Source organism: Gemmatimonas sp. (assembly GCF_044344655.1).
Lineage (GTDB): Bacteria > Gemmatimonadota > Gemmatimonadetes > Gemmatimonadales > Gemmatimonadaceae > Gemmatimonas.
In genome coordinates, this window is the sequence record NZ_JBIJCN010000008.1 from 60,841 (window position 1) to 81,764 (window position 20,924).

The 20,924-nt window shown below is 66.6% G+C and carries 18 protein-coding genes and 2 tRNA genes; 3 read left to right on the top strand and 17 right to left on the bottom strand.

The window, feature by feature from the left end; genetic code table 11:
* Window positions 1-109: 109 nt before the first annotated feature.
* Window positions 110-1,123 carry a DMT family transporter gene (locus tag ACIQ51_RS04470; protein WP_396203808.1) on the bottom strand — a complete coding sequence of 338 codons (1,014 nt, stop codon included), beginning with the start codon at window positions 1,121-1,123 and terminating at the stop codon, window positions 110-112.
* A 43-nt stretch (window positions 1,124-1,166) separates the two neighbouring features.
* On the opposite strand from ACIQ51_RS04470, the gene ACIQ51_RS04475 reads away from it, so the two are divergent.
* From ACIQ51_RS04475 to ACIQ51_RS04485, 3 genes are all read left to right on the top strand, one after another.
* Window positions 1,167-2,177 carry a bifunctional heptose 7-phosphate kinase/heptose 1-phosphate adenyltransferase gene (locus ACIQ51_RS04475; RefSeq protein ID WP_396203809.1) on the top strand — a complete coding sequence of 337 codons (1,011 nt, stop codon included), beginning with the start codon at window positions 1,167-1,169 and terminating at the stop codon, window positions 2,175-2,177.
* Between the two features lie 57 nt (window positions 2,178-2,234).
* Window positions 2,235-2,308 (top strand) — tRNA-Ile (locus ACIQ51_RS04480).
* Window positions 2,309-2,423: 115 nt separating this feature from the next.
* A tRNA-Val gene (locus tag ACIQ51_RS04485) sits at window positions 2,424-2,497 on the top strand.
* 48 nt (window positions 2,498-2,545) lie between these two features.
* Here ACIQ51_RS04485 and hflX read toward each other — a convergent pair.
* From hflX to ACIQ51_RS04565, 16 genes are all read right to left on the bottom strand, one after another.
* Entirely contained in the window at window positions 2,546-3,898 is a 1,353-nt protein-coding gene (gene hflX, locus ACIQ51_RS04490; RefSeq protein ID WP_396203827.1) for a GTPase HflX, read from the bottom strand.
* Window positions 3,899-3,962: 64 nt separating this feature from the next.
* Window positions 3,963-4,475: an LEA type 2 family protein gene (locus tag ACIQ51_RS04495; protein ID WP_396203810.1), complete on the bottom strand. Its 513-nt coding sequence runs from the start codon at window positions 4,473-4,475 to the stop codon at window positions 3,963-3,965.
* 117 nt (window positions 4,476-4,592) lie between these two features.
* Window positions 4,593-5,957 (bottom strand): replication-associated recombination protein A, encoded by a 1,365-nt coding sequence (locus ACIQ51_RS04500; RefSeq protein WP_396203811.1) that lies wholly within the window; start codon window positions 5,955-5,957, stop codon window positions 4,593-4,595.
* Window positions 5,954-6,484 carry a hypothetical protein gene (locus ACIQ51_RS04505; protein WP_396203812.1) on the bottom strand — a complete coding sequence of 177 codons (531 nt, stop codon included), beginning with the start codon at window positions 6,482-6,484 and terminating at the stop codon, window positions 5,954-5,956. Before ACIQ51_RS04505 ends, ACIQ51_RS04500 begins: the two co-directional genes overlap by 4 nt.
* Window positions 6,481-7,776 carry a CCA tRNA nucleotidyltransferase gene (locus ACIQ51_RS04510; protein ID WP_396203813.1) on the bottom strand — a complete coding sequence of 432 codons (1,296 nt, stop codon included), beginning with the start codon at window positions 7,774-7,776 and terminating at the stop codon, window positions 6,481-6,483. The genes ACIQ51_RS04505 and ACIQ51_RS04510 overlap by 4 nt, the downstream gene beginning before the upstream one ends.
* The gene (locus ACIQ51_RS04515) at window positions 7,773-8,528 is read right to left on the bottom strand and encodes an SDR family NAD(P)-dependent oxidoreductase (protein ID WP_396203814.1); all 756 of its coding nucleotides are present in this window, start codon (window positions 8,526-8,528) and stop codon (window positions 7,773-7,775) included. The genes ACIQ51_RS04510 and ACIQ51_RS04515 overlap by 4 nt, the downstream gene beginning before the upstream one ends.
* The gene (locus tag ACIQ51_RS04520; protein ID WP_396203815.1) at window positions 8,525-9,109 is read right to left on the bottom strand and encodes an SIS domain-containing protein; all 585 of its coding nucleotides are present in this window, start codon (window positions 9,107-9,109) and stop codon (window positions 8,525-8,527) included. Before ACIQ51_RS04520 ends, ACIQ51_RS04515 begins: the two co-directional genes overlap by 4 nt.
* Before the next feature lie 37 nt (window positions 9,110-9,146).
* The gene (locus ACIQ51_RS04525; protein WP_396203816.1) at window positions 9,147-9,890 is read right to left on the bottom strand and encodes a tyrosine-protein phosphatase; all 744 of its coding nucleotides are present in this window, start codon (window positions 9,888-9,890) and stop codon (window positions 9,147-9,149) included.
* A 97-nt stretch (window positions 9,891-9,987) separates the two neighbouring features.
* Complete coding sequence (locus ACIQ51_RS04530; RefSeq protein WP_396203817.1) at window positions 9,988-10,248, bottom strand: hypothetical protein; 261 nt, start codon at window positions 10,246-10,248, stop codon at window positions 9,988-9,990.
* Window positions 10,249-10,376: 128 nt separating this feature from the next.
* Window positions 10,377-13,160 (bottom strand): alanine--tRNA ligase, encoded by a 2,784-nt coding sequence (gene alaS, locus ACIQ51_RS04535; protein ID WP_396203818.1) that lies wholly within the window; start codon window positions 13,158-13,160, stop codon window positions 10,377-10,379.
* A 29-nt stretch (window positions 13,161-13,189) separates the two neighbouring features.
* Window positions 13,190-13,846 carry a regulatory protein RecX gene (locus tag ACIQ51_RS04540; RefSeq protein WP_396203819.1) on the bottom strand — a complete coding sequence of 219 codons (657 nt, stop codon included), beginning with the start codon at window positions 13,844-13,846 and terminating at the stop codon, window positions 13,190-13,192.
* Between the two features lie 113 nt (window positions 13,847-13,959).
* A complete protein-coding gene (gene recA, locus ACIQ51_RS04545) occupies window positions 13,960-15,036 on the bottom strand; it encodes a recombinase RecA (protein ID WP_396203820.1) in 1,077 nt (358 codons plus the stop codon).
* A gap of 100 nt (window positions 15,037-15,136) precedes the next feature.
* The gene (locus ACIQ51_RS04550) at window positions 15,137-15,502 is read right to left on the bottom strand and encodes a YraN family protein (RefSeq protein WP_396203821.1); all 366 of its coding nucleotides are present in this window, start codon (window positions 15,500-15,502) and stop codon (window positions 15,137-15,139) included.
* Window positions 15,503-15,613: 111 nt separating this feature from the next.
* On the bottom strand, window positions 15,614-16,387 hold the full coding sequence (locus ACIQ51_RS04555) for a glycerophosphodiester phosphodiesterase family protein (RefSeq protein WP_396203822.1): 774 nt from the start codon (window positions 16,385-16,387) through the stop codon (window positions 15,614-15,616).
* 127 nt (window positions 16,388-16,514) lie between these two features.
* Window positions 16,515-19,436, bottom strand: a complete 2,922-nt coding sequence (locus ACIQ51_RS04560) for a TonB-dependent receptor domain-containing protein (RefSeq protein WP_396203823.1) — start codon at window positions 19,434-19,436, stop codon at window positions 16,515-16,517.
* Window positions 19,437-19,635: 199 nt separating this feature from the next.
* Window positions 19,636-20,924 (bottom strand): DNA translocase FtsK (locus ACIQ51_RS04565; protein ID WP_396203824.1); only part of this gene is annotated, 1,289 nt, incomplete at its 5' end.

Genomic DNA, 20,924 nt, shown 5'->3' on the forward strand with positions numbered 1-20,924 from the left:
TCGGTCGGAGCGGGTCCGCGTCAGGGGGGCCCGAGCGGGCGCTGAAGGAGTCTGGAATCCACACCTCGGTAAGATAACCGATCCGGGGCCGCTCCCCGCCCGGTACCCGCTATTTCCTCGCCGCCAGCAGGACCCCCCCTAGGACCAGAACGCCACCGGCGATCGTTCCAGCACCGGGCACCTCGGCGATACCCGGCAGGAGCGCGGCAAGTATCGTGGCACCGATCGGTTCCCCGAGCGTGGTGAGATTCACAATGAAGGCCGGCAGATGCCCGAGCGCCCAGTTCATTCCGGTATGGCCGAGTAGCATGGGACCCGCCGCGAGCCCGGCAAAGATCGCCAGTTCGCGCGGCGGCTGCGGGGAGAGGGGCTTGCCCGCCATCAGGGAGAGCACCACGCAAGTCACGAACGCAGCGCCGTACACGAGCGCCACGTACGGCCAAATCCCAAGGTGCTGCCGAATGCGCCGACCGATGAGGTAATAGCCCGCGGCCGTCACCGCCCCGAGCATGGCGAGCAGGTCACCGAAGAGGGCGCGGGACCCGCCACCCTCCGTCCCCTTCCCGAGCAGCGCCGGACCGATGGCCGCCAGGCCGCCGGGGACATCGGCGACGCCCACCACGAGCGCACCCACCACCGCCACGACAATGCCGCCCCATTGCCTGCCCGACGGCGACTCCCGCAGCCACAGCGCCGAGACGATGGCAATGATCACCGGCTGCAGATTCACCAGCGCCACCGACGCCGCCACGGTGGTGTAGCGCAGTGACGCGTTCCACGACCAGAAGTGCACGGCCAACAGTACGCCGGCACCGGCGGCAAACAGGTACTCACGCGGGGCAAGCGTTCGCCATTCACGCCAACCGCCACCAACACCCAGCGCGACCGCGACGATGAGCATCGAAAAACCCAATCGCCACGTGGCGATTACGAGCGGGTCGGCGTTGGAGAGCCGGATGAGTGGTGCCGCAAAGGAAATTCCCACGAGCGACAGCGCCAGAACGAGCAGCGGCGACGCGGCGGGGGCGGCTTTGGAGGCGGCGGGAGTAGGCGAGGCGGCGGTCATGTGCGCGAGTGGTCCGTCGGGCCGACACACCGCCACGGTGGCGGCGCCCGGAGTCACGGCAAGGTACTGACTGGACGGCCGGATCGCTTAGCTTATGTGAATGACGCCTTTCATTACCCGCGCCCGTCTCGAGGCGCTACTCGCCGCCGGGAGCCGCCAGCATGTGGTCATCATCGGTGACGCCATGCTCGACGTGTACCTGCGCGGTGACGTGGACCGCATTTCCCCCGAGGCGCCGGTGCCCGTGGTGCGGGTACGCGATCGCAAGCTCGCCCTCGGCGGCGCGGCCAACGTGGCGCAGAACGTGGCGGCGCTCGGCGCCGGGTGTGATCTCGTGGCCGTGGTCGGCGATGACGTGGCCGGCACGACCTTGCGCCACCACCTCGATGGCGGGGGCATGGAATCCCGCTCGCTGGTGACGGTGGCCCGCCCTACCACGACGAAGACCCGCGTGATGGCCCGGTCGCAGCAGCTCGTTCGCTTCGACGAGGAAGACGACGCCGATCTCGACGCCCGTGACCTACAACGCGTGCTCGAGGCCATCGCCGCCGCGATGCCACACGCCACGGCGCTGGTTTTCGAGGATTACAACAAGGGCGTACTCGTTCCTGCAGTCATCGAGGGGGCTATTCGCCTGGCGCGCGAACGCGGTCTGCCGATCGTCGTCGACCCCAAGTTCCGGAATTTCTTCGCGTACCGCGGCGCCACCGTGTTCAAGCCGAACCGACGGGAACTCGAAAGCGCACTGGGTGCGGCGGTGGACCTCGAGCATCCGGCCGCACTGCCGGACACCTTCGGCCGCCTCGGTGTGGAGCATCTGCTGCTCACCCTCGGCGAGCGCGGTATGGCCCTCGTGTCATCGGACGGCGTCGTTCATCGCGTGCCCACGACAGCGCGCGAAGTGTACGACGTGGTGGGTGCCGGCGATACCGTCACGGCGTACCTCGCCACCATGCTTGCGGCTGGCGCCACGGCACTCGAGGCGGCCATCGTCGCGAACTATGCGGCCGGCGTGGAAGTCGGCAAGCTCGGTGCGGCCACGGTGTCGACCGCCGAAGTCCTCGACGCGTTCGATGCACATCATGCCGGGCTGCACGATGCCACGCCATGAACAGCGAGGGGTGGCGGATCGCGCGCCAAGCCTCAACTTTCCCGTACGGGTTTGTGCGGTCCGGTAGCTTAGTCGGTTAAAGCAGTCGACTCATAATCGATCGATCGTGGGTTCAAGTCCCACCCGGACCACTCGCGCCCCGGTGCCCTGCACCGGGGCGCTGCTTTTTCAGTGGGGGGCTTCCCACGCCAGACGCGTCCCGTTACGTTTTCGATCCGTCCGCCGCACATCGTCGGTTCGGTGATCGGGCGCGTAGCTCAGCTGGTTAGAGCGCTGCTTTCACACAGCAGAGGTCCGGGGTTCGAGTCCCTGCGCGCCCACTTGCAAAGGGCCGGTGATCAGTCGATCACCGGCCCTTTGTGTTACCCTCACGGCAGCGGAACCGCGGTGCCCCTGGGCATTCCAGAGGGGCGGTTCACGCTCTGCACCACCTTCACCCGCGCCCCCGCCTGGCGCAGCCGGCCGATCGAGCGTTCGTCGAGGCGCGCACGCAGGACGATGACATCCTCCTCGGCCTCCTGGTCAAGCACTTCACCATCTCGGTGGACCTCGGCGATCAGACGCCCATCCGCGGCCGGTATCCGCACCTCCAGAACCGGTCGCTGCTGGCGCAGGCTGTCAAGCAGTAACCGGCGCAATCCGTCGAGCCCACCGTCGGCAATCGCCGAGACGAAGAGCGAATTGGGCATCAGGTTGGCGACCCGCTCGCGCATGGCTCCCTGCTCGCTCTCAGGGACGGCATCCATCTTGTTCATGACGTAGGCCACGGGACGCTCGGCCAACCCGAGCTCGTTCAGTACCCCGTCGACCACATCGCGCTGTTCCTCCCACGCCGGATGACTGGCGTCGATCACGTGCAGCAGGAGATCGGCCTCGCGGGCCTCTGCCAACGTGGCACGAAAGGACGCAACGAGATGGTGAGGCAGCTTGCGGATGAATCCGACCGTATCGGTGAGCAGCACCGTGTACCCGTCGCCAACCGGCACCTCACGTGTCAGCGGATCCAGTGTAGCGAAGAGGCGATCCTCCACGAACACGTCACCGTCGCCGGCCATTACGCGCAGGATCGACGACTTACCGGCGTTGGTGTATCCCACCAGCGCCACCCGGAAGTGCGCGTGACGTCCCTGCCGCTGAATCTCGCGCGCCCGCTCGACGTCGGCGAGGCGCTCCTTGAGAATACGGATCCGGTGCTGAATGAGCCGGCGATCGGTCTCGAGCTGCGTTTCGCCGGGACCGCGCATACCGATGCCGCCCCGCATCTTCTCGAGGTGCGTCCACATCCGCGTCAGCCGCGGCAGCAGATACTCGAGCTGCGCCAACTCCACCTGCATGCGCGCTTCACTCGAGCGCGCACGCGTAGCGAAGATATCAAGGATGAGCTCTGCGCGATCCATCACGCGCGTGCGCACGATCTGCTCGATGTTCTTTCCCTGCGCCGGCGAGAGCTCGTCATCAAAAATGACCAGCGTGGCGCCAAGTTCCTGAATGCGAAGCTTGAGCTCCTCCACCTTCCCCGATCCCAGATACGTCCCGGGGTGCGGCCGGTCGAGCTGCTGCGTCAGGGTGCCGATGACCTGCGCACCGGCCGTATCGGCAAGGCGCCCGAGCTCTTCGAGATGCTCGTCAACGGTGTGCTTCGCCGAACTGCGCTTGAACGGCGCGCTGACGAGGATCGCCCGTTCAATAGGCGGCGTGAGATTGATTGGCTCGCGACTGATGAGACGCTACCTGTGCTGAAGAATCACCACCGCCCCGCGGCGGCCTCGGACTTACCCTTCTAATCTATCGTCGATTGCCGGCGACCGACGAGTAGCGGCCTGTACGGTCGTACGGACGGGTGAAGTTGCCGAGTGGCGTAGCCACGGTGAAGTCGCCGCGCACGCGGTACTGGACCGTTCCCGACTGGATGAGCGCGCGCCCGGCGGCGCCCAGTCCGGCGTAAGTGAAGCGGATGGGGAGGCGAACGAGCGAGGAGTCTTTTGCCGCCACCACGAATCGGTCATTGAGTGCGCCGTCGCCTACCTTTGTCGAGTCCACATCCACCCGATACGTCATCCCCAACGCATCGAGACGGTAGCGGTTGGGGTTGGACACCGAAAGCACCACCTCCAGGCTGCCGCCAGTCAATCCGAGCCCGGTCACGACGACTTCCCGCAACTGTACGGCGGGCTCCTTGAAGGTAGCGCGTCCGAGGGTGGCACACCCAAGGAGCGACATGGCACCGAGGCCAACGGCAGAGGCCACGAAGAAGCGGCGACGACGCGCAGAAGAGAGCTCGATAGTGGGCATACGCATAGTTCCGGACGAAGACAGACGACGACTTACCGACTGGTACCCATTCCCACCGCCGAGTTCCCGTGACACACGACCCCATGACCAGCACCCGTCGCACGCGCCGAACATCAGCGGCGGTTACTGATCCCCTTGAGGTTCGACTGGTGGCCCCCCACGCTCGGCCCACCACGCGAGCCGTTGCGCGATGCGCTTCTCCTCGCCGAACGGGCCCGGACGATAGTACGTACGCCCCTGTAGTTCGTCCGGCTGGTACCTCTGCGCCACGAAGGCGCCGGGAAAATCATGCGGATACTGGTACGGCACTCGGCGCTCTTCATCAGCGCGCAGGTGCATTTCAGAATTGAGCAAGTGCGCCGGTACCGGTAGTGCCGGCGTCCCCTGTGCCGCCTCGCGCGCGAGCGCCCACGCCATGTACAGCCGGTTCGACTTCGGTGCCGACGCGCAATAGACCGTCGCCTGAGCAACGGCACGCTCGCCCTCCGCTGGCCCCAGTCGTCTGTAGGCCTCCCAGGCCGTCATCACGACCTGCAATGCCGCAGGATCCGCGAGGCCAATGTCCTCGGTGGCAATCGCCGCCAAGCGCCGGAGGAATACTTGCGCATCCTCCCCCGCCAGCAAGGCACGAGCAAGCCAGTAGAGGGCGGCATGCGGGTCCGAGCCACGGCAGGACTTATGATAGGCCGAGAGCACCGCGTTACGGTCCACATCGATGCGGTCGTAACTCACAACGCGCACGCCCAGCGCCCCGGACAACGCCTCGACCGTGATCGAGGCGCCCGGCGTCACGGTCACCGCCACGGCCTCAAGTGCGCCGAGGGCACGCCGCGCATCGCCGTCGCTCTGCTCCGCTAACCACTGGACCGCGTCGTCTTCCATGACGAGCGCAAGGGCGCCGAGGCCCCGGGTTGCGTCGTGTAGTGCCCGCGTGATCACCTGGCGCACGTCCTCCTGGCCGAGTGGGCGGAGCGCGTACACGCGGCAGCGGGAAAGCAATGCCCCGACCACCGCGAACGCCGGTACCTCCGTGGTGGCACCGCACAATGAGATCACCCCACTTTCGACATGCGGGAGCAATGCGTCCTGCTGCGACTTGGCCCACCGGTGGATCTCATCGACCACGACGAGCGTACGTCGCCCCTCGCTGTTGAGCCGGTGCTCCGCCTCCTGCACGATCTCCCGCAGCCGGGGAATACCGTCCGTCACGGCATTCAGCACCACGACACTTTGCCGGGTATAGCGACCGATCAAGCTCGCAACCGTTGTCTTGCCGGTACCACTTGGTCCAGTCAGGATCACGCTACCGATACTACCGTTGCGGATGGCATCGCCGAGTGGTCGCCCCGCAGCCAACAGGTGCTGCTGGCCGAGCACATCCTCGAGGCGTTCGGGGCGCATACGTGCGGCGAGCGGCTCGATCTTGGCGCTGGCGGCGAACAGCGACGGGCCCGCGGCGCTTGCCCCTTTCGACGGCGGACGAGTCACGGCGCACACTCGGAGAGGGTGAGCCTAGCAGCGGCCGACTCGAGTGCCTGCAGCAGCGGCCGCTCCTGTTGCAGGACGGCACGCGTGGGCGTCCACGTTGGCGGCGGCGCGGCCGACCGCTTCACCAGCCCCATGGCGTTGAGCAGATCGCTCCAACGATCACTGCGCGCATAGATGACGAGCAGGAGCTCCGGTGTGACCGTCAGCTGGTCATCGCCTGTGAACAGACTGACCTCCACGCCGCCGTACGCTGCCAGCGGTAGGCGCAAGCGCCCGATCGCATCGCGCACCTCCGGGAGCGCACGCAGATTGCCCGCCCAACACCGACCCGTGCGCACGTCGCTGATCCGCACATCCACCGCGGGGTCGAGATGGACCGACAGCGCATGGAGCAAGTCGACCGTTCGCTCGGCGGTCGCGCCCACGACGGTGCAGACCACCGTACCTGCGGTACTCACCACGAACCAGTCCTCGCCACTGCGATAGCGACGGCGGTCCGAGGACGCCAGCATGGAGAGCTCGCTCACGCGTTTCCTACGGATGCCATCGCGCGCGCACGTGCCAGCAAAGCATCGCGGGTATTGGCCGACGGGTCTTCGATGACCTCCGCGATCAGCGCCTGCAGGATGCGACCGAGAGTCGGCCCCGCTGCAATTCCTGCGGCACGGAGGTCATCACCGTCAACTGCCAGATCGGCCACTTCGATCGCATCGCGAAACGCCACGCGCAGCAGGCGGCGATGAAACAATCGCAGGATGGGCGCGGGCACCGGTGGCTCGGTCACGGCCAGACGCGCCGCAAGCAGCCGCGAAAAGCCCGCCGCGCGCAGGCGTCCGAGCGACGCAGCCAACGCCCGCAGTGCGGCATCCGCGGGCACGCCATGGGACCGGAACTGTGCCTCCAGCACTGCGCCGTGCACCGTCATTCGCTCCACGAGGGCCGAGATCGTGGCGATATCGTGATTGGAAAACCGGAGGGCCCGCAACGCCCGTTCAGCAGACTTGCCATCGAGCCCACCGAACAGGGCCGCAAAGCGGAGCAGTTTGCGCAGGGGGCGTGAGGCGAGCGTGGGCAGCGGCAGTGCATCGACCGAGGCCAGCGCCGAGGGCGAGACATCGGCGAGCGAGGGGATCAGTGCCCCGAACGCACCGCTGTCCCGCCAACGGGTAAACGCGACCGACGGGCACACGACCTGCTCCACGGTCTTCTCGAGCTCCTGCCTCACGCGCTCGGGAGAAAGACGCGTGAGGTATGGGGCACTGGCCACGATGGCGTTCCAGGTGGCGTCGTCAATGGTGAAGTCGAACCGGGCGGCGAAGCGAATAGCGCGAAGGGCCCGCAGGCGATCCTCGCGCATGCGTTCGTCGGCCACGCCCACGGCACGGACCATGCGCCGCCCGAGATCCTGTTGGCCCTCGAATGGATCGCGCAATTGCTTCGCGATCGGATCGTAGGCAATGGCGTTGATGGTGAAATCACGGCGCGCCAGGTCTTCGTCGAGAGACGCTCCGAACTGCACCACCGCATGCCGTCCATCCGTTTGGACGTCATGCCGGAAGGTCGTGACCTCGTGCATGCGCCCATCGCGATCGAGCACCCCAACGGTCCCGAACTCAATGCCGACCGGCACTGTCCGCTTGAACAGCCGGCGCACCTCCTGGGGAGTGGCCGAGGTGGCCAAATCCCAGTCGAGGTGCGCCAAGCCCAACAGCGCATCGCGGACCGCCCCACCCACACACCATGCCTCGAAGCCCGCCAGCTGCAGCGTGCGGGCGATCTCGACGACCTGACCAGGTGGCCGGAGCGTTGGAGGAGTCACCCGCAGAGCACGCTCCCGCCGTTCACGTTGAGGATTTCTCCTGTCACGTGACGTGCCAGGGGGCTGGCGAGAAAGAGGACGGGACCGGCGATATCCTCGGGGCTTGCCACCCGTCGCAGCGGGATACTGGCCTCAATCCGATCGCGGCCGCTCCCCGAGAACGGACGGGCGACGGCCTCAGTGTTGACCCACCCGGGGGCCACACTGTTGACCGTGATGTCGCGGGCGCCAAGCTCCACGGCGAGCGACTTCACGAAGGAAATCATGGCGCCCTTGCTGGCCGCATAATCGGCATGCCCCGCTTCACCGCGCTGCCCAGCGGTACTCGAGATAAACACGAGCCTCCCGCCATCGGGCATGTGACGGACCGCCGCACGAGCCCCAAAGAACATGCCATCTAGGTTCGTGGCAATGGTGTGATGCCACCGCTCGTCATCGAGATCACCGACGGGGATCGCCACGTCCGGCCAAACACCGGAGTTACCCACATAGATGTTCACCTGACCGAACCGCTGGACCGCTTCCGCCACGAACGCATCGTTGGCGTTTCGCGTGGCAAGATCTCCCTTGAAGGCGAAGGCCTGCACACCAGCCTGCTCGAGCTCCGCAACGAGTGCGTTGGCCTCAGCGTCGCGCGAACGATACGCAATGCCCACGTTGGCGCCGGCCTTGGCAAGGAGACGTGCACATGCGGCGCCGATGCCGCGGGCGCCTCCCGTCACGAGGGCCGTCTTTCCCTGCAGTGTGATCATAGCGTGGCCTCGATGGCATCACAGATCGCGTGCTGGATGCACAGGTGGATCTCCTGCGCTCGATCGGTGCGCGTGGTCGGCACAACGATGCAGAGATCGGCACGCTCCTTCAGCGCACCACCATCTTTAGCGCTCAGCGCCAACACCGGGATGCCTTTCGCTCTCGCGGCATCGGCGGCGAGCAAGACATTGGGGGAATTGCCGCTGGTCGAATGGATGATGAGCAGATCGCCCGCCTTGCCGAGGGCCTCGACCTGCCGTTCAAAGATATGATCGAACCCGAAATCGTTCCCGGTGGCCGTCAACAGCGAACTATCGGTGGTGAGTGCGATGGCGGGGTACGCGCGACGAGTCCGCATGTAGCGCACCACGTACTCGGTGGCCATGTGCTGCGCGTCGGCAGCCGAACCGCCGTTCCCACAGAATAGCAGGGTGCCACCGCGCGAAATGGTCGCTTGCACCATCGCGAGCGCCTGTTCGATCTGTGCCTCGAGGCGATTTGCGGTTCGCTCGGCGGTCGCCGCGAGTTCGCGAAGCGCGCCAAGTAGCGGAGCCACCGCCGTGCCGTCGTTGGTGTTCATGTGAGGAAGGTATTGGGAGAGCTGACGCCTGTTGCTGTTATCGCGTGAAGAACCGTTTCATGCGGTCCATCAGCCGGGGCTTGAGCGGCGGAACCGGCATGGGGGCCTCATCGTCCAGGATGCAACGTGCGTTGCGGGAGGTGAGCAGGTCCACCTGTTCGTCCCCGCCGCGCTCCCGCAACCAGTCGCGGGCGGTCGCCAGTGACCGATGATCACCGTGATTGTCCGACGCGAGAATATCGATCAATCCCTCGGCGAGCATCGCACGCGCCAGCCCGGCCGGCGCCCCGCGCCCCATGAGCACCGAGGCATCGGTCTGAATCACCACACCGACGGTTCGCCATTCGCGGACGGCGTCGATCGTGCACCCAAAATAGCGCTCCGGGTGCGCGAGAATCGGTACTCGGCCACTCTGCCGAAGACGCCGTAGCTCCGCCGTGGCGCCGCGAGGAAGGCCGCCGCGGCTGAACTCCACCAGGACCGCAGAAGAACCACCGAGCGACAGCTCACGGCTGGTGAGATCAACATGGGGAGTATCCAGCATGATCTCCCAGCCCAGTTGCAACCCGATACCCGCTGGCGCGCGCCGCTGCAATTCCGCGAAGATCTCGCGATACCGCTCAATGGGCGCCTCAGCCGCCTTGCTGGCATTGAGGTGCGGGGTGCACACCACGGTGGTCACGCCGTCGTCGCAAAAACGTTGCAGCACCGGCACCGAGACGGCGAACGACGGTGATCCGTCGTCCACCCCCGGAAGCAGATGGGAATGAATGTCGATCATTCGCATCCCTCGAAGCCACTGCGCCCGCATGCCCACCCACGAGCAGCACGGCCCGTGTGCCCCTCACACCGCGCGCTCACCGCACGGTGCGCGACCGTCATCCCTGTAGACGCGCCGGCAGCGCCGCGATGCGTGCCATGGCCTGCGCCGCACGCTCTTCCAACCGCGCAGGATCGTCCGCCGCCGCCTGGAAGGCGTAGGTCACCAGCGCGTCGATGGCCAGTAGGTCCAGCGCCGATGCGCGCGAGGTCGAGCCGGATGCCAGTAGCGCGTCGAGCAGCTCTTCGCCCGCTTCGAGGCAGGCCTCAGGTACCTCCCGGACGGGGCGCGAGGCCGCACCAGCGAGAAGCACGCTCAACCGTGCGTGAAGTGCAGCGGGGGGGGCGGGCTCGAGGCGGGCCAGCCATTCACCCACCGTACCGGCAGGCGTCGCAGACGGCGGACCGTCAGTCGTCCCAGCCGCGGCGCCATCACGCTCGGGCTGCATCAACCAGCGACCGCAAGGCGTGAGACCACCGCACTGCCAGCGGCCAGCGCCGCATCGATCTGCGATGCCTCCACCCCAGCCTGTGCCATGTGCGGCTTGCCACCGCCGCGGCCGCCAACCGTAGCGGCCACGTCCCGTACGATCAGGTCGGCCCGAAGACCGCGGTCACGAACATCGTCGGTCGCCACCGCGAGCAATGCGCCCTTGCCATCGGCCAAGGCCGCCCCGAGTAACGCCACGCCACTGCCCAACGCCTCACGCACGGCGTCACCCAACGCCTGAAGCGACTTCACGTCGGGCACGTCCACGCGCGCCGCGATGTACCGCGTGCCACCGACGTCGGAGGCTGTGCCCACGAGCTGTTGCGCCAGACCGCCGCCCTGCGCACCCCCACGCATCGCCTCCTCGAGGCGCTTCTCGAGCTGCTTCCGCTCCTCCATGAGCACGTCGAGCTTCTTCTCGATCTGTTCGATACCGGCCGTCATCCCCGACATCGGCACCTTGAGCCGTGCGGCCACCGTCAGCAACGCGCGTTCCCGTTCGGCGAGGAACTGGAAGGCACGCGGTCCGCTGACCGCCTCGATGCGGCGCACACCGGCGGCCACACCGCTCTCGCTTGTGAGACGCACCAACCCGATCTCCGACGTGTTGCGCACGTGCGTGCCGCCGCACAATTCCACCGACAGCGAGGGGATCTCCACGACCCGCACCACGTCACCGTACTTCTCACCGAAGAGGGCCATGGCCCCTCGGGCCACGGCGTCGTTGTACGACTCCTCCTTGGTGTTCACCGGCGCCGAAGCCCAGACCCCGGCATTTACATCGGCCTCAATCGCCGCCAGCTGTTCCGCGGTAATCGGCCCGTGGTGGGTGAAGTCGAAGCGCAGACGATCGGGAGCCACCAACGATCCGGCCTGATGCACGTGCTCGCCCAGCACCTTGCGGAGCGCGGCGTGCAGGAGGTGCGTGGCCGTGTGATTCCGCTCAGTGTCCGCGCGCCGAGCGCGCGGCACGGCGGCGTGCGCCCGACCGAACACGATCTCCCCGCTGGGTACGCCGATGGCGGCGATGCGTCCATCAACCTTGCGCACCTCGTTGACCTGCACACTCCACCCGTCGCCCGTGATGGCGCCCTGGTCAGACACCTGCCCACCAGACTCCGCGTAAAACGGCGTCTCGCGGAGCATGACCGCCACACGCCCGTCGGCGAGCTGCCGGACCGCCGTGACCACGGTATCGACCTCGATCACGTCGTAGCCCACGAACCGCCCGAGCCCCGCCGCGTGCTGCTGATCGTGCGTCCACTGCGTGGGATCGGCGAAGTCGTCGGCGCTCACCGAAATCTGCTTCGACTTGCGCTCGTCCTGAGACTGTTTGCGCTGGGCCGCGAGTGCCTGCTCGAATCCGGAGATATCGACGAGGTAGCCGCGCTCACGCGCCATCAATTCGGTGAGATCGATCGGGAAGCCGAAGGTGTCATAGAGACGGAAAGCATCGTCACCCGACAGCGTGCCGCGCAGCCGCGATGAGCCCTGCGTGGACCCCTCGGGCGCCAACTCGTCAAAGCGGCTCATGCCCGCGTCGATCGTGGCGAGGAAGCGCTCTTCCTCGGCGCGGGTCGTTTCGAGAATGTGCTTGCGGCGCACGTGGAGCTCCGGATACATGTCGCGCATCGTCTCGATGAGCGTCTCCACCACGTGCACGAGAGTGGGCTCCCGGCGTCCCAGCAGCCAGGCATGGCGCACCGCGCGGCGCAGGATGCGGCGCAGTACATAGCCGCGCCCATCGTTGCTCGGGAACACGCCGTCGGCCAGCAGGAAGCCCACCGCACGCGCATGGTCCGCAAGCACGCGGAATGAGGCCGGGTCGATTTCCTTGCCGCTCTTGTCGAACGCTTTGCCGAGCCCCACGCCCGGACGGTAGGGATAGCCGATCCCGACGATCTCCTCGACCTTGCTGATCAGCGGTCGGAACCCGTCGGTGTGGAAGTTGTTCGTCACGCCCTGCATGACGGCCGCAATGCGCTCGAGCCCTGCCCCGGTATCGACCGACGGCTTGGGGAGCGGCACCAACGTCCCGTCGGGCTGTCGGTCGAACTGCATGAACACGAGGTTCCAGATCTCGAGGAAGCGCCCGGCTTCGGCTCCTTCAACGAAGGCATCCTGCGAGTACTCGTCGAGATCGGTGTTCGTCCATTCGCCACTGGCATCGGCCGGGAACGCCCAGTCCGGCGCCACTCTGGCGAGGTCCACGTAGATCTCCGTGCACGGACCACATGGGCCGGTGTCGGCCATCTGCCAGAAGTTGTCCTTCGCCCCGAGGCCGTAAATGCGGTTGTCCGGCACGTTGGCCACGTCCTTCCACAGCTGGCGCGCTTCATCGTCTTCGTGGAAGACGGTCACGCGGAGATGCTCACGGGGAATCTTCAGTTCCTCGGTGACGAACTCCCACGCGAAGCGAATGGCATCGCGCTTGAAGTAGTCCCCGAAGGAGAAGTTGCCGAGCATTTCGAAGAAGGTGTGGTGGCGTGCGGTGTGCCCCACCTGCTCGAGGTCGTTGTGCTTGCCGCCGGCGCGCACACATTTCTGCGACGTGGTGGCACGCCGCTTTCCACCGGGCGCCTCCTCCATGCCGAGGAACACCTTCTTGAACTGGACCATCCCGGCGTTCGTGAACAGCAGGGTCGGGTCGTCGGAGGGTACGAGCGAGGAGCTCGGACGGATGGCGTGGCCGTTCTTTTCGAAGTAGGCCAGGAATCGGGCGCGGATTTCGGCAGCGAGCATAAGTCGCTCAATATAGCCGACTTGGATCGCTACTGCAGCCGGGCGAGAACCTCAGCGACCACACGACGGGCCACCGTGCCACTGTAGCCACGGCGGAGGAGGAAGCCGAGGAGCTTTCGCGCCGCCGCCACGGGTTCGTCGCCAGCGAGTGTACGCGCCCGCTTCTCCGCCACGGCGCGGCAGGCCGCCATTTCGTCGAACCCATCATCAGTGATGGCATCGGCCACCGCGCGATTCACCACCGCCCCGGCCACCCCCTTACGCCGGAGCTGTTGCGTGACCCTCGCCGGCGCCTCGCCGCGCCGAAGTCGAGCCGAGGCCTCCGCCTGCGCCACCGCCTCATCGGACAGCAATCCGGCCGCTTCCAGACGGTCGAGGGCTTCACGGATCTGGGCGGGCGTGGCCTCATGGCGCCGCAGGCGGAGCTCGAGCTCCCGGCGGGTGCGTCGCCCCCGCGCCAATGCGTCCACCGCACGATCGGCGAGCGCGGTAATGCTGTGCTCGTGGAGGAGCCGGGCCAGCACCTCGGGCCCGAGCGACACCCCCGCACGGGTGGCCCCAGTCTCCGCGAGCACAGCGATCCCCACCACCAATTGCTGCCCGTCACTGAGCGAGAGCAGATAGCGGCCGGGGCGGCGCGGCGATTCGCGCAGGTCCTTGAGCGTGATCGATTCGGAGTTCGTCATAGAAAAAGAGCCGAGGGGCCACTCAACGATGAGCCGTGGTGATCCGGGCACCACTTCCCACCGCGAGCGACCCCTCGGCCCTTACGCGTGTCCCAAGTCGCAGACGCCCGCGCTTACTCCTCCGCGTCGTCCGGAGCGCCAGCGCCCTCGGCCGTCTTCACGCCGAGCACGACCTTCACCTTCTCCTCGATCTCGGCCATGAGCGTGGGATTGTCCTTGAGGAACATCTTGGCATTCTCGCGCCCCTGACCGATACGTTGCGATCCATAGCTGTACCAGGCACCCGACTTGTCGATGATGCCCGATTCGGCGCCGATATCGACCAGCAGCGAGGTGTGGCTGATCCCCTCGGCGTACATGATGTCGAACTCCGCCTGCTTGAACGGCGGCGCCACCTTGTTCTTGACCACCTTCACGCGCACGTGCGAGCCGATCACCTCTTCCTTTTCCTTGACCGGTCCGATGCGACGGATGTCGAGGCGGAGCGACGCGTAGAACTTGAGCGCCTTGCCGCCGGTGGTGGTCTCCGGGTTACCGAACATCACGCCGATCTTCTCACGCAACTGATTGATGAAGACCACCGAGACCTTCGAGCGCGCGATGGCACCGGTCAGCTTGCGGAGCGCCTGACTCATGAGGCGTGCCTGCAAGCCGACATGTGAATCGCCCATGTCGCCCTCGATTTCGGCCTTGGGGACGAGCGCGGCCACGGAATCGATGACGATCACGTCGACGGCGCCGGAGCGCACGAGGATTTCGCAGATCTCGAGCGCCTGCTCTCCCGTGTCGGGCTGGGAGATGAGCATGTTCTCCACGTCGACGCCGAGCTTCTTGGCGTACTCGGTGTCGAGCGCGTGCTCGGCGTCGATGTACGCCGCAACGCCACCCGCCTTCTGGGCGTTCGCCACCACGTGGAGACAGAGCGTGGTCTTGCCGCTCGATTCCGGGCCGTAGATCTCGGTGATGCGCCCGCGCGGAATACCACCCACGCCGATCGCGGCATCGAGATTGATCGCTCCCGTGGGAATCGACTCGACGCGGACCTTCGAGTCTGTGCCGAGTCGCATGATCGAGCCCTTGCCGCAGCTCTTCTCGATCTGTGCGACCGCGAGCGCCAGGGCCTTGCGCTTGTCGTCTGTAATCACCGAACCCGCCATGAGGACCGCCGTCGTAAGGGGTGAAGCTGCCATGCCCTGGCTTCCGAGAATCTAGGGAGAACGCGGACAGGGCCAAGACCCGAATAAAGTACGAAGAAAGTGCGATGTGGACAACTCCCGCAAGTGCCTGATTTCAGGACAGACAGAACGCGTTCGGGATGTGTCGAACACGGACAGACTGACCGATCACGAGGACACCGAACACGTCGAACCGGTACGTGAGCGCTGGCGTTCCGTGCCGATCGACCCAAATCCGGGCACTCCGCGCCAACTCCCGCTGCTTGCGGACGTGCACCGCCTCAATCGGGGAGCCGAACCGGTCCCCACGCCGGGCCTTGACCTCGACAAACGCCACCGTGTGCTGGCGCCGGACGATGAGATCGATATCGCGGTGGCCGCTGCGGAAGCGATGCGCCACCACGACCCACCCGTGCCGGCACAACCAGCGCGCCGCGATCCGCTCTCCAAGCAGCCCAAGCTCCTGTCGCGCTTTCGTCATGGCGCAGTCTAGCGCGCCCGTCCGACACTCGCCGCACCGATTGTTGTCACGTTGGATCATTCGAGCGTACGGGCGGGCGCACGTGCACCGTGAACCGCCTAGCGTCCCTCGTCAGCCCCTAGGCCTGGCGGCGCGTATCAGCGCCGGATCGTCGCTGATGATGCCGTTGACGCCCAGCCGCCAGAGGCGCTGTGCGAACGCCGGGTCGTTAACCGTCCACACATGCGTTACGACACCATGCGGGCGCGTGGCGCGGGTGAGCGCTGAGATGGGGACCGGAATGCCCTTGTAGACCGGGGGAATGCACAGCGCCTGGTACCACGACGGCGCCGCGCGGCGCAGTAGCAGCGCCGGCACGAGGAGTCCCGCTACAGCGCGGGTACTGGCCCCGAGCGCCACGCGCCCACCGCGGAGCACGCGAGTGGCGTTGGCATCGAAGCCCGCGACGATGACGCGCGACTCCAGCCGATGGCGGGCGATCGCCTCGACGAGGAGCGGCGTAGCCGCCGGCGTCTTGACCTCGACGATCAGCGGAAGCGTGCGCGGCAACGCCTCAATCACCTCGTCGAACGTGGGGACGGCCACACCACGCCCGCGCCACGGAAAATCCGGTCCCCCTCGGCTGAACTGGGCCCCCGCGTCGATGGTGCGGAGATCCGCCCGCGTGTACGAGATCACGGGGCCGGTGGCGTCCGTTGTGCGATCGAGGGTGGCATCGTGCATCAACACAAGCACGCCGTCCTTCGTCACGCGCAGGTCGAACTCGAGGGCGTCCACCCCCAACGCTACGGCCTCGAGCAGCGACGGGATCGTGTTTTCCGGAGCATGCGCGCGGTTACCACGATGTCCGATCACGGGCCGCGCCAACGGGTCGAGCAGGATCATGACGCAAGCTAATCCCTGCCCGCCCGACCGTTTCGCCGGTACACAATCACGGCGGGGCGACACCCGATTGGGTGCCGCCCCGCCGCGTCCTCACACCGGTGGGGTGTGAGGGAACCTGCCCGTGCACTCAGAACGTGTACTGCAGGCGGGTCATGATCATGCGGCCGATCTCCGGGACACCCGGGAACGTGCGCACGCGGTTGTCGAACAGGTTCGTGGCGTTGAGCGACCACGTCAGCTTCTGGGCTCCCAGGTCGAAACGCTTCGACAGCTGGGCGTCCATGATGAACGCCTCGGGCACATTCTCGTAACAGAAAGTGCCGGCCGGCGCCGGGCTGCAGCGGTTCGCGCCGCCCGCCGCACCCACCGCCGCACCCGCCTGACCGGCGGCCAGCGCGTAGGCCACGTTCGTCGCGTACACACCCGAGTTGACCGGGAAGGCTTCGCTGTAGCGCCCGCGGAGATCGAACCCGAGGCCGTTGTCCTCGTTCTTGTAGCGCATGCCGAGCGAACCACGCGATCCCGGCGAGTTCGACATCAGCGGCTGGCCATTTCCGCCATCGATGCCACGGAAGACGTTGCGGCTCTGGTAGCTGTAGGCGAGGTCAACCGTCACGCGATCGGTAGCCTGCGCGTCGAGCGCCATGTCGACGCCACGCACCCAGATCTTGCTGTTGGACGTGAGGTAGGTGGCGTACAACGCATTCGCCGCCGTGGGCGCGTTGGCGAACGTCACCACGCCGATCGGGAGGGCGGCCACGTTCGGCGTGAGCGCCTGTGCCAGACCGCCCGCGAGCGCCTGGATCTGCGCGGCCGGCAGGCCGAGCGGCTGCGTCGCGAGGAAGGCGCCGATCTGCTGCCCCAGGTAGCCACCGAGCTGCGTGGGATTGCCGAAGAACACGTTCGGCGTAGCCAGCGCGGCCGAGGTGCCGACGTCACCACGCTCCTGGCCCCAGGCCGAGATGTCGAAACGGAACTTGTTGCCGACGATCCCCTTCCAGCCGATTTCGTACGTGTTGTTGAACGAGGCGGCGAGCGGGCGGATGTCGGTGATCTGGGCGTCGGTCACGGCCGTGGTGGGCGCCGTGAGGTACGATACGCGCGTGGCGAGATCCGACGCGCCCGGCGTGCGGCTGCCGAGGAACTGCAGCATGCCGGCCGCGACGGCCTGCGCCGTGGCCGCCGGGAAGCCCTGCGCCTGCAGGGCACCGGCGATCGCCGGCTGGAGGCGCGGCGACAGCGCCGTGATGGCTCCCGGGAATGCCGACGCGGCGGACACGCCCGTGAAGTTGCCGCCGTTGGCGTACGCCGACTTCATGCAGAGCGAACCCAGCGCGCTGCCGTTGCAATTACGGGCGAACTGGAAGCCGGTCTTCGGCGGATTGCCGCGGGCCCGGATGTCGAAGCCCGAGCCACCGACGTTTGGCGTCTGGATGAGGTCGAGGAAGAACGAGAAGTTCGCCGGCGTGCTGAACGCGCGGTTGTAGGTAAAGCGGATGTTCTGGTTCTCGTTCGGCTTCACGATCAGCGCCGCGCGCGGCGAGAAGAAGCTCCCCTCGATCACGTTGTTGCCGTCCACACGGGCCGCCGTCAGGAGCTCGAGATACTTGTTCGGCTTGGTGGAGGACTGGATGTAGGCGCCGTACTCCGTGACGTTGTCGCCGTCTTCATTGGCCCCGTTGATCGTGTTGCCGGTCCGCGGGTTGGTCCAGATGTAATCGGCGCCATAGGTGAAGCTCTGCTTCTTGCCGAGATCGAAGCCGTGCTGCAGCTGGGCGGCCGCCACGCGCGACTTGTCGACGATCGGCTGCCCCGAGCGGAACAGGAACGTGCCCTGATCGTCCTGGGCATTGTCGTTGCCGGCGTCGCTCGAGTTCAGGAAGGCCTGAGCAAAGAGCTTGTTCCAGCGGAAGCGCTGCTGGAGGCTGAGGTACGTCCAGTTCTTGATCTGCACCGAGCCGTTGGCGCCGGTCAGTTCGATGCCGCTGCCCACGTTGGTGTAGCCGACCGTGGTGATGGCTTCGGTGTTCTCGGTGGGGCGCACGTCGAGGCGCGCTTCCCCCGTGTAGCGCTTGAGATCGAAATCGCGCTGGTTGGCCTGCCCGCGGCGCGCGGCCGGCACGTTCGTGGTCGAGGGGAACGTGGTGGGCTCGCTCCGATCGGTGTACTCCCAGTCACGCCCCTGCATGTACTCACCGGACAACTTGAACGCGATCTGGTCGTTCAGCTTCTGCGCCGTGCGAATGCCGGTGCGGAGGACCGAACGCTCACCGCCGTCCACGGAGATCGTGGTGCCCTGCGAGTTGAACGGGGACTTCGTGATCACGTGCAGCACGCCGTTCGAGCTGTTCGGGCCGTAGAGCGCCGACGCCGGGCCGAGCAGCACTTCCATGCGATCGATGTCTTCGTTCGTGCCCGTGAAGAGGAACGGCACATTGACGCGCAGCGAGGGCACACCGGCGAAGCGGTAGTCCTGCAGCATCAGCATCGAGCCGCTGAACGCGTTGTTGAAGCCGCGGGCCACGATGTTGGCCTGCGCGATACCGCCGCGGTTGATATCGACACCCGGCGTGGAACGCAGATGGTCGGTAATCGTAACGGCCGGCGTGGTTTCGATGCGCTCGCTCGAGATGACCGAGATCGACGCCGGGGCATCGAGCGCCTTCTCCGGCCGCGAGCGGCTGGCGGTGACGACGGTCTGCGAGAGGGTCGTGGTCGCCTGCGTCAGGGCAAGATTCACCACCTGACCGGGACGCACGTTCTGCACGGCCTTGCGCTCGTAGCCGATCAGGCGAGCGGTGACGGTGTAGCTGCCGTCACGCAAATTGATGATGCGGTAGCTGCCGTCGGCACCGGTGACGGCACCGTACTGCTGTCCACCCGTGAGCAGGGCGCCCACTTGCGCGTTCTCGATAGGCCGACCCGTCGTCGCGTCGGTCACCTTGCCGGTGATCACGCCACTCTGGGCAGCCAACCGGCCGGCCACACCGGGCACCATACCCAGCGCGACCACCGTGGTCGCCAGCATACGTCGGAGGAACAGGGACATCACACACCTCGTGAGGGAGGGAAATACTTCGAGGTTTAGCGGTCCGGGCATTGCGCACGGACGATTGGCGGGACTCCGGAATCCGGAACGGTATCCGGAATGCCGACCGGGGACACGCGGAGTCTGTCTATGTTCGCCGGAGCAACGTAGCTCGTCAATACGCCCCCCCGGAGTTGGCACGCTAAATCCGCGCTTGCGGTTAACCGTCTCCGCAGATGCGATCCAGATCCTGCACACCGATCAGGACGTCGCGGGGACGCGCCGCCCCCTCGGAGGGCGCCAGGACGCCGGCCGCCTCCAACTGATCGATGATCCGGGCGGCACGCCCGTAGCCGATCTTCAGGCGGCGCTGCAGCAGCGACGTGGAGCCCTGCCGATGCTGGATGACCACCTCCGCCGCCTCGCGGAATCGTGCATCGCGCTCATCGGAGCCCCCCGGTTCGTCTTCGTCCTCACCACCGGCAGCCTTGGCTTCCTGCGCGCGCACCGCTTCCAGAATGTCGGGCTCACCGGCACCGGGACCTCCGGCCCCCGCCTCCAGGCGGAGCCGCGCGTCGTCATACCAACGCAACAGCGCCTCGGTATCCTCGCTCGACAGATACGCCCCCTGCAAACGCGAGGCTTCCGACTTACCGGGGGGAATGAAGAGCATGTCCCCGTTGCCGAGCAAGGATTCGGCGCCGGCACCGTCAATGATCGTGCGGCTGTCCACCTGCGACGCCACGCGGAATGCGATGCGGCAGGGGAAGTTCGCCTTGATGAGTCCCGTGATGACGTTCACGCTCGGCCGCTGGGTGGCGAGGATGAGGTGAATGCCGATCGCGCGCGCTTTCTGCGCCAGCATGGCGATCGGTGTCTCCACCTCTCCTTGCACGGTCATCATGAGGTCGGCCATTTCGTCGATCACGACCACGATGTACGGCAGGATGCCGCCGGCGTAGGTGCGGTCCTCGAAGGCCACGTCGGGGCTACGCGGCTTGAGCACCGCAGCCCCTGCCCCCTCCTCATGCTGCGTGACCCGCCGATTGAACTCCTGGAGGTTGCGACAGGCGTTCGCTTCGAGCAACCGATAGCGATCCTGCATCTCCATCACCGCCCACTTGAGCACGGCGGCGGCATCACGGTTATCCGTGATGACCTTGTGGCGCAGGTGCGGCAGCGCGTTGTACACGCTGAGTTCCACCATCTTGGGATCGACCATCAGGAAGCGCAGGGTGCGCGGCGTGTGCCGGTACACGAGGCTCGTGATGATGGTGTTGACGCACACGGACTTGCCCGACCCGGTCGCGCCCGCGATCAGCAGGTGCGGCATCTTCGCGAGATCGGCCACGACCGGCCGTCCTTCGAGATCCTTGCCCAGCGCAATCGGCAGCGCCGCGCGCGCCGAGCGGAAGTCCGGCACGTCGAGAACCTCGCGCAGCACCACCATTTCCGGGGAGGGATTGGGCACCTCCACGCCGACGGCGCCGCGCCCAGGGATGGGCGCCA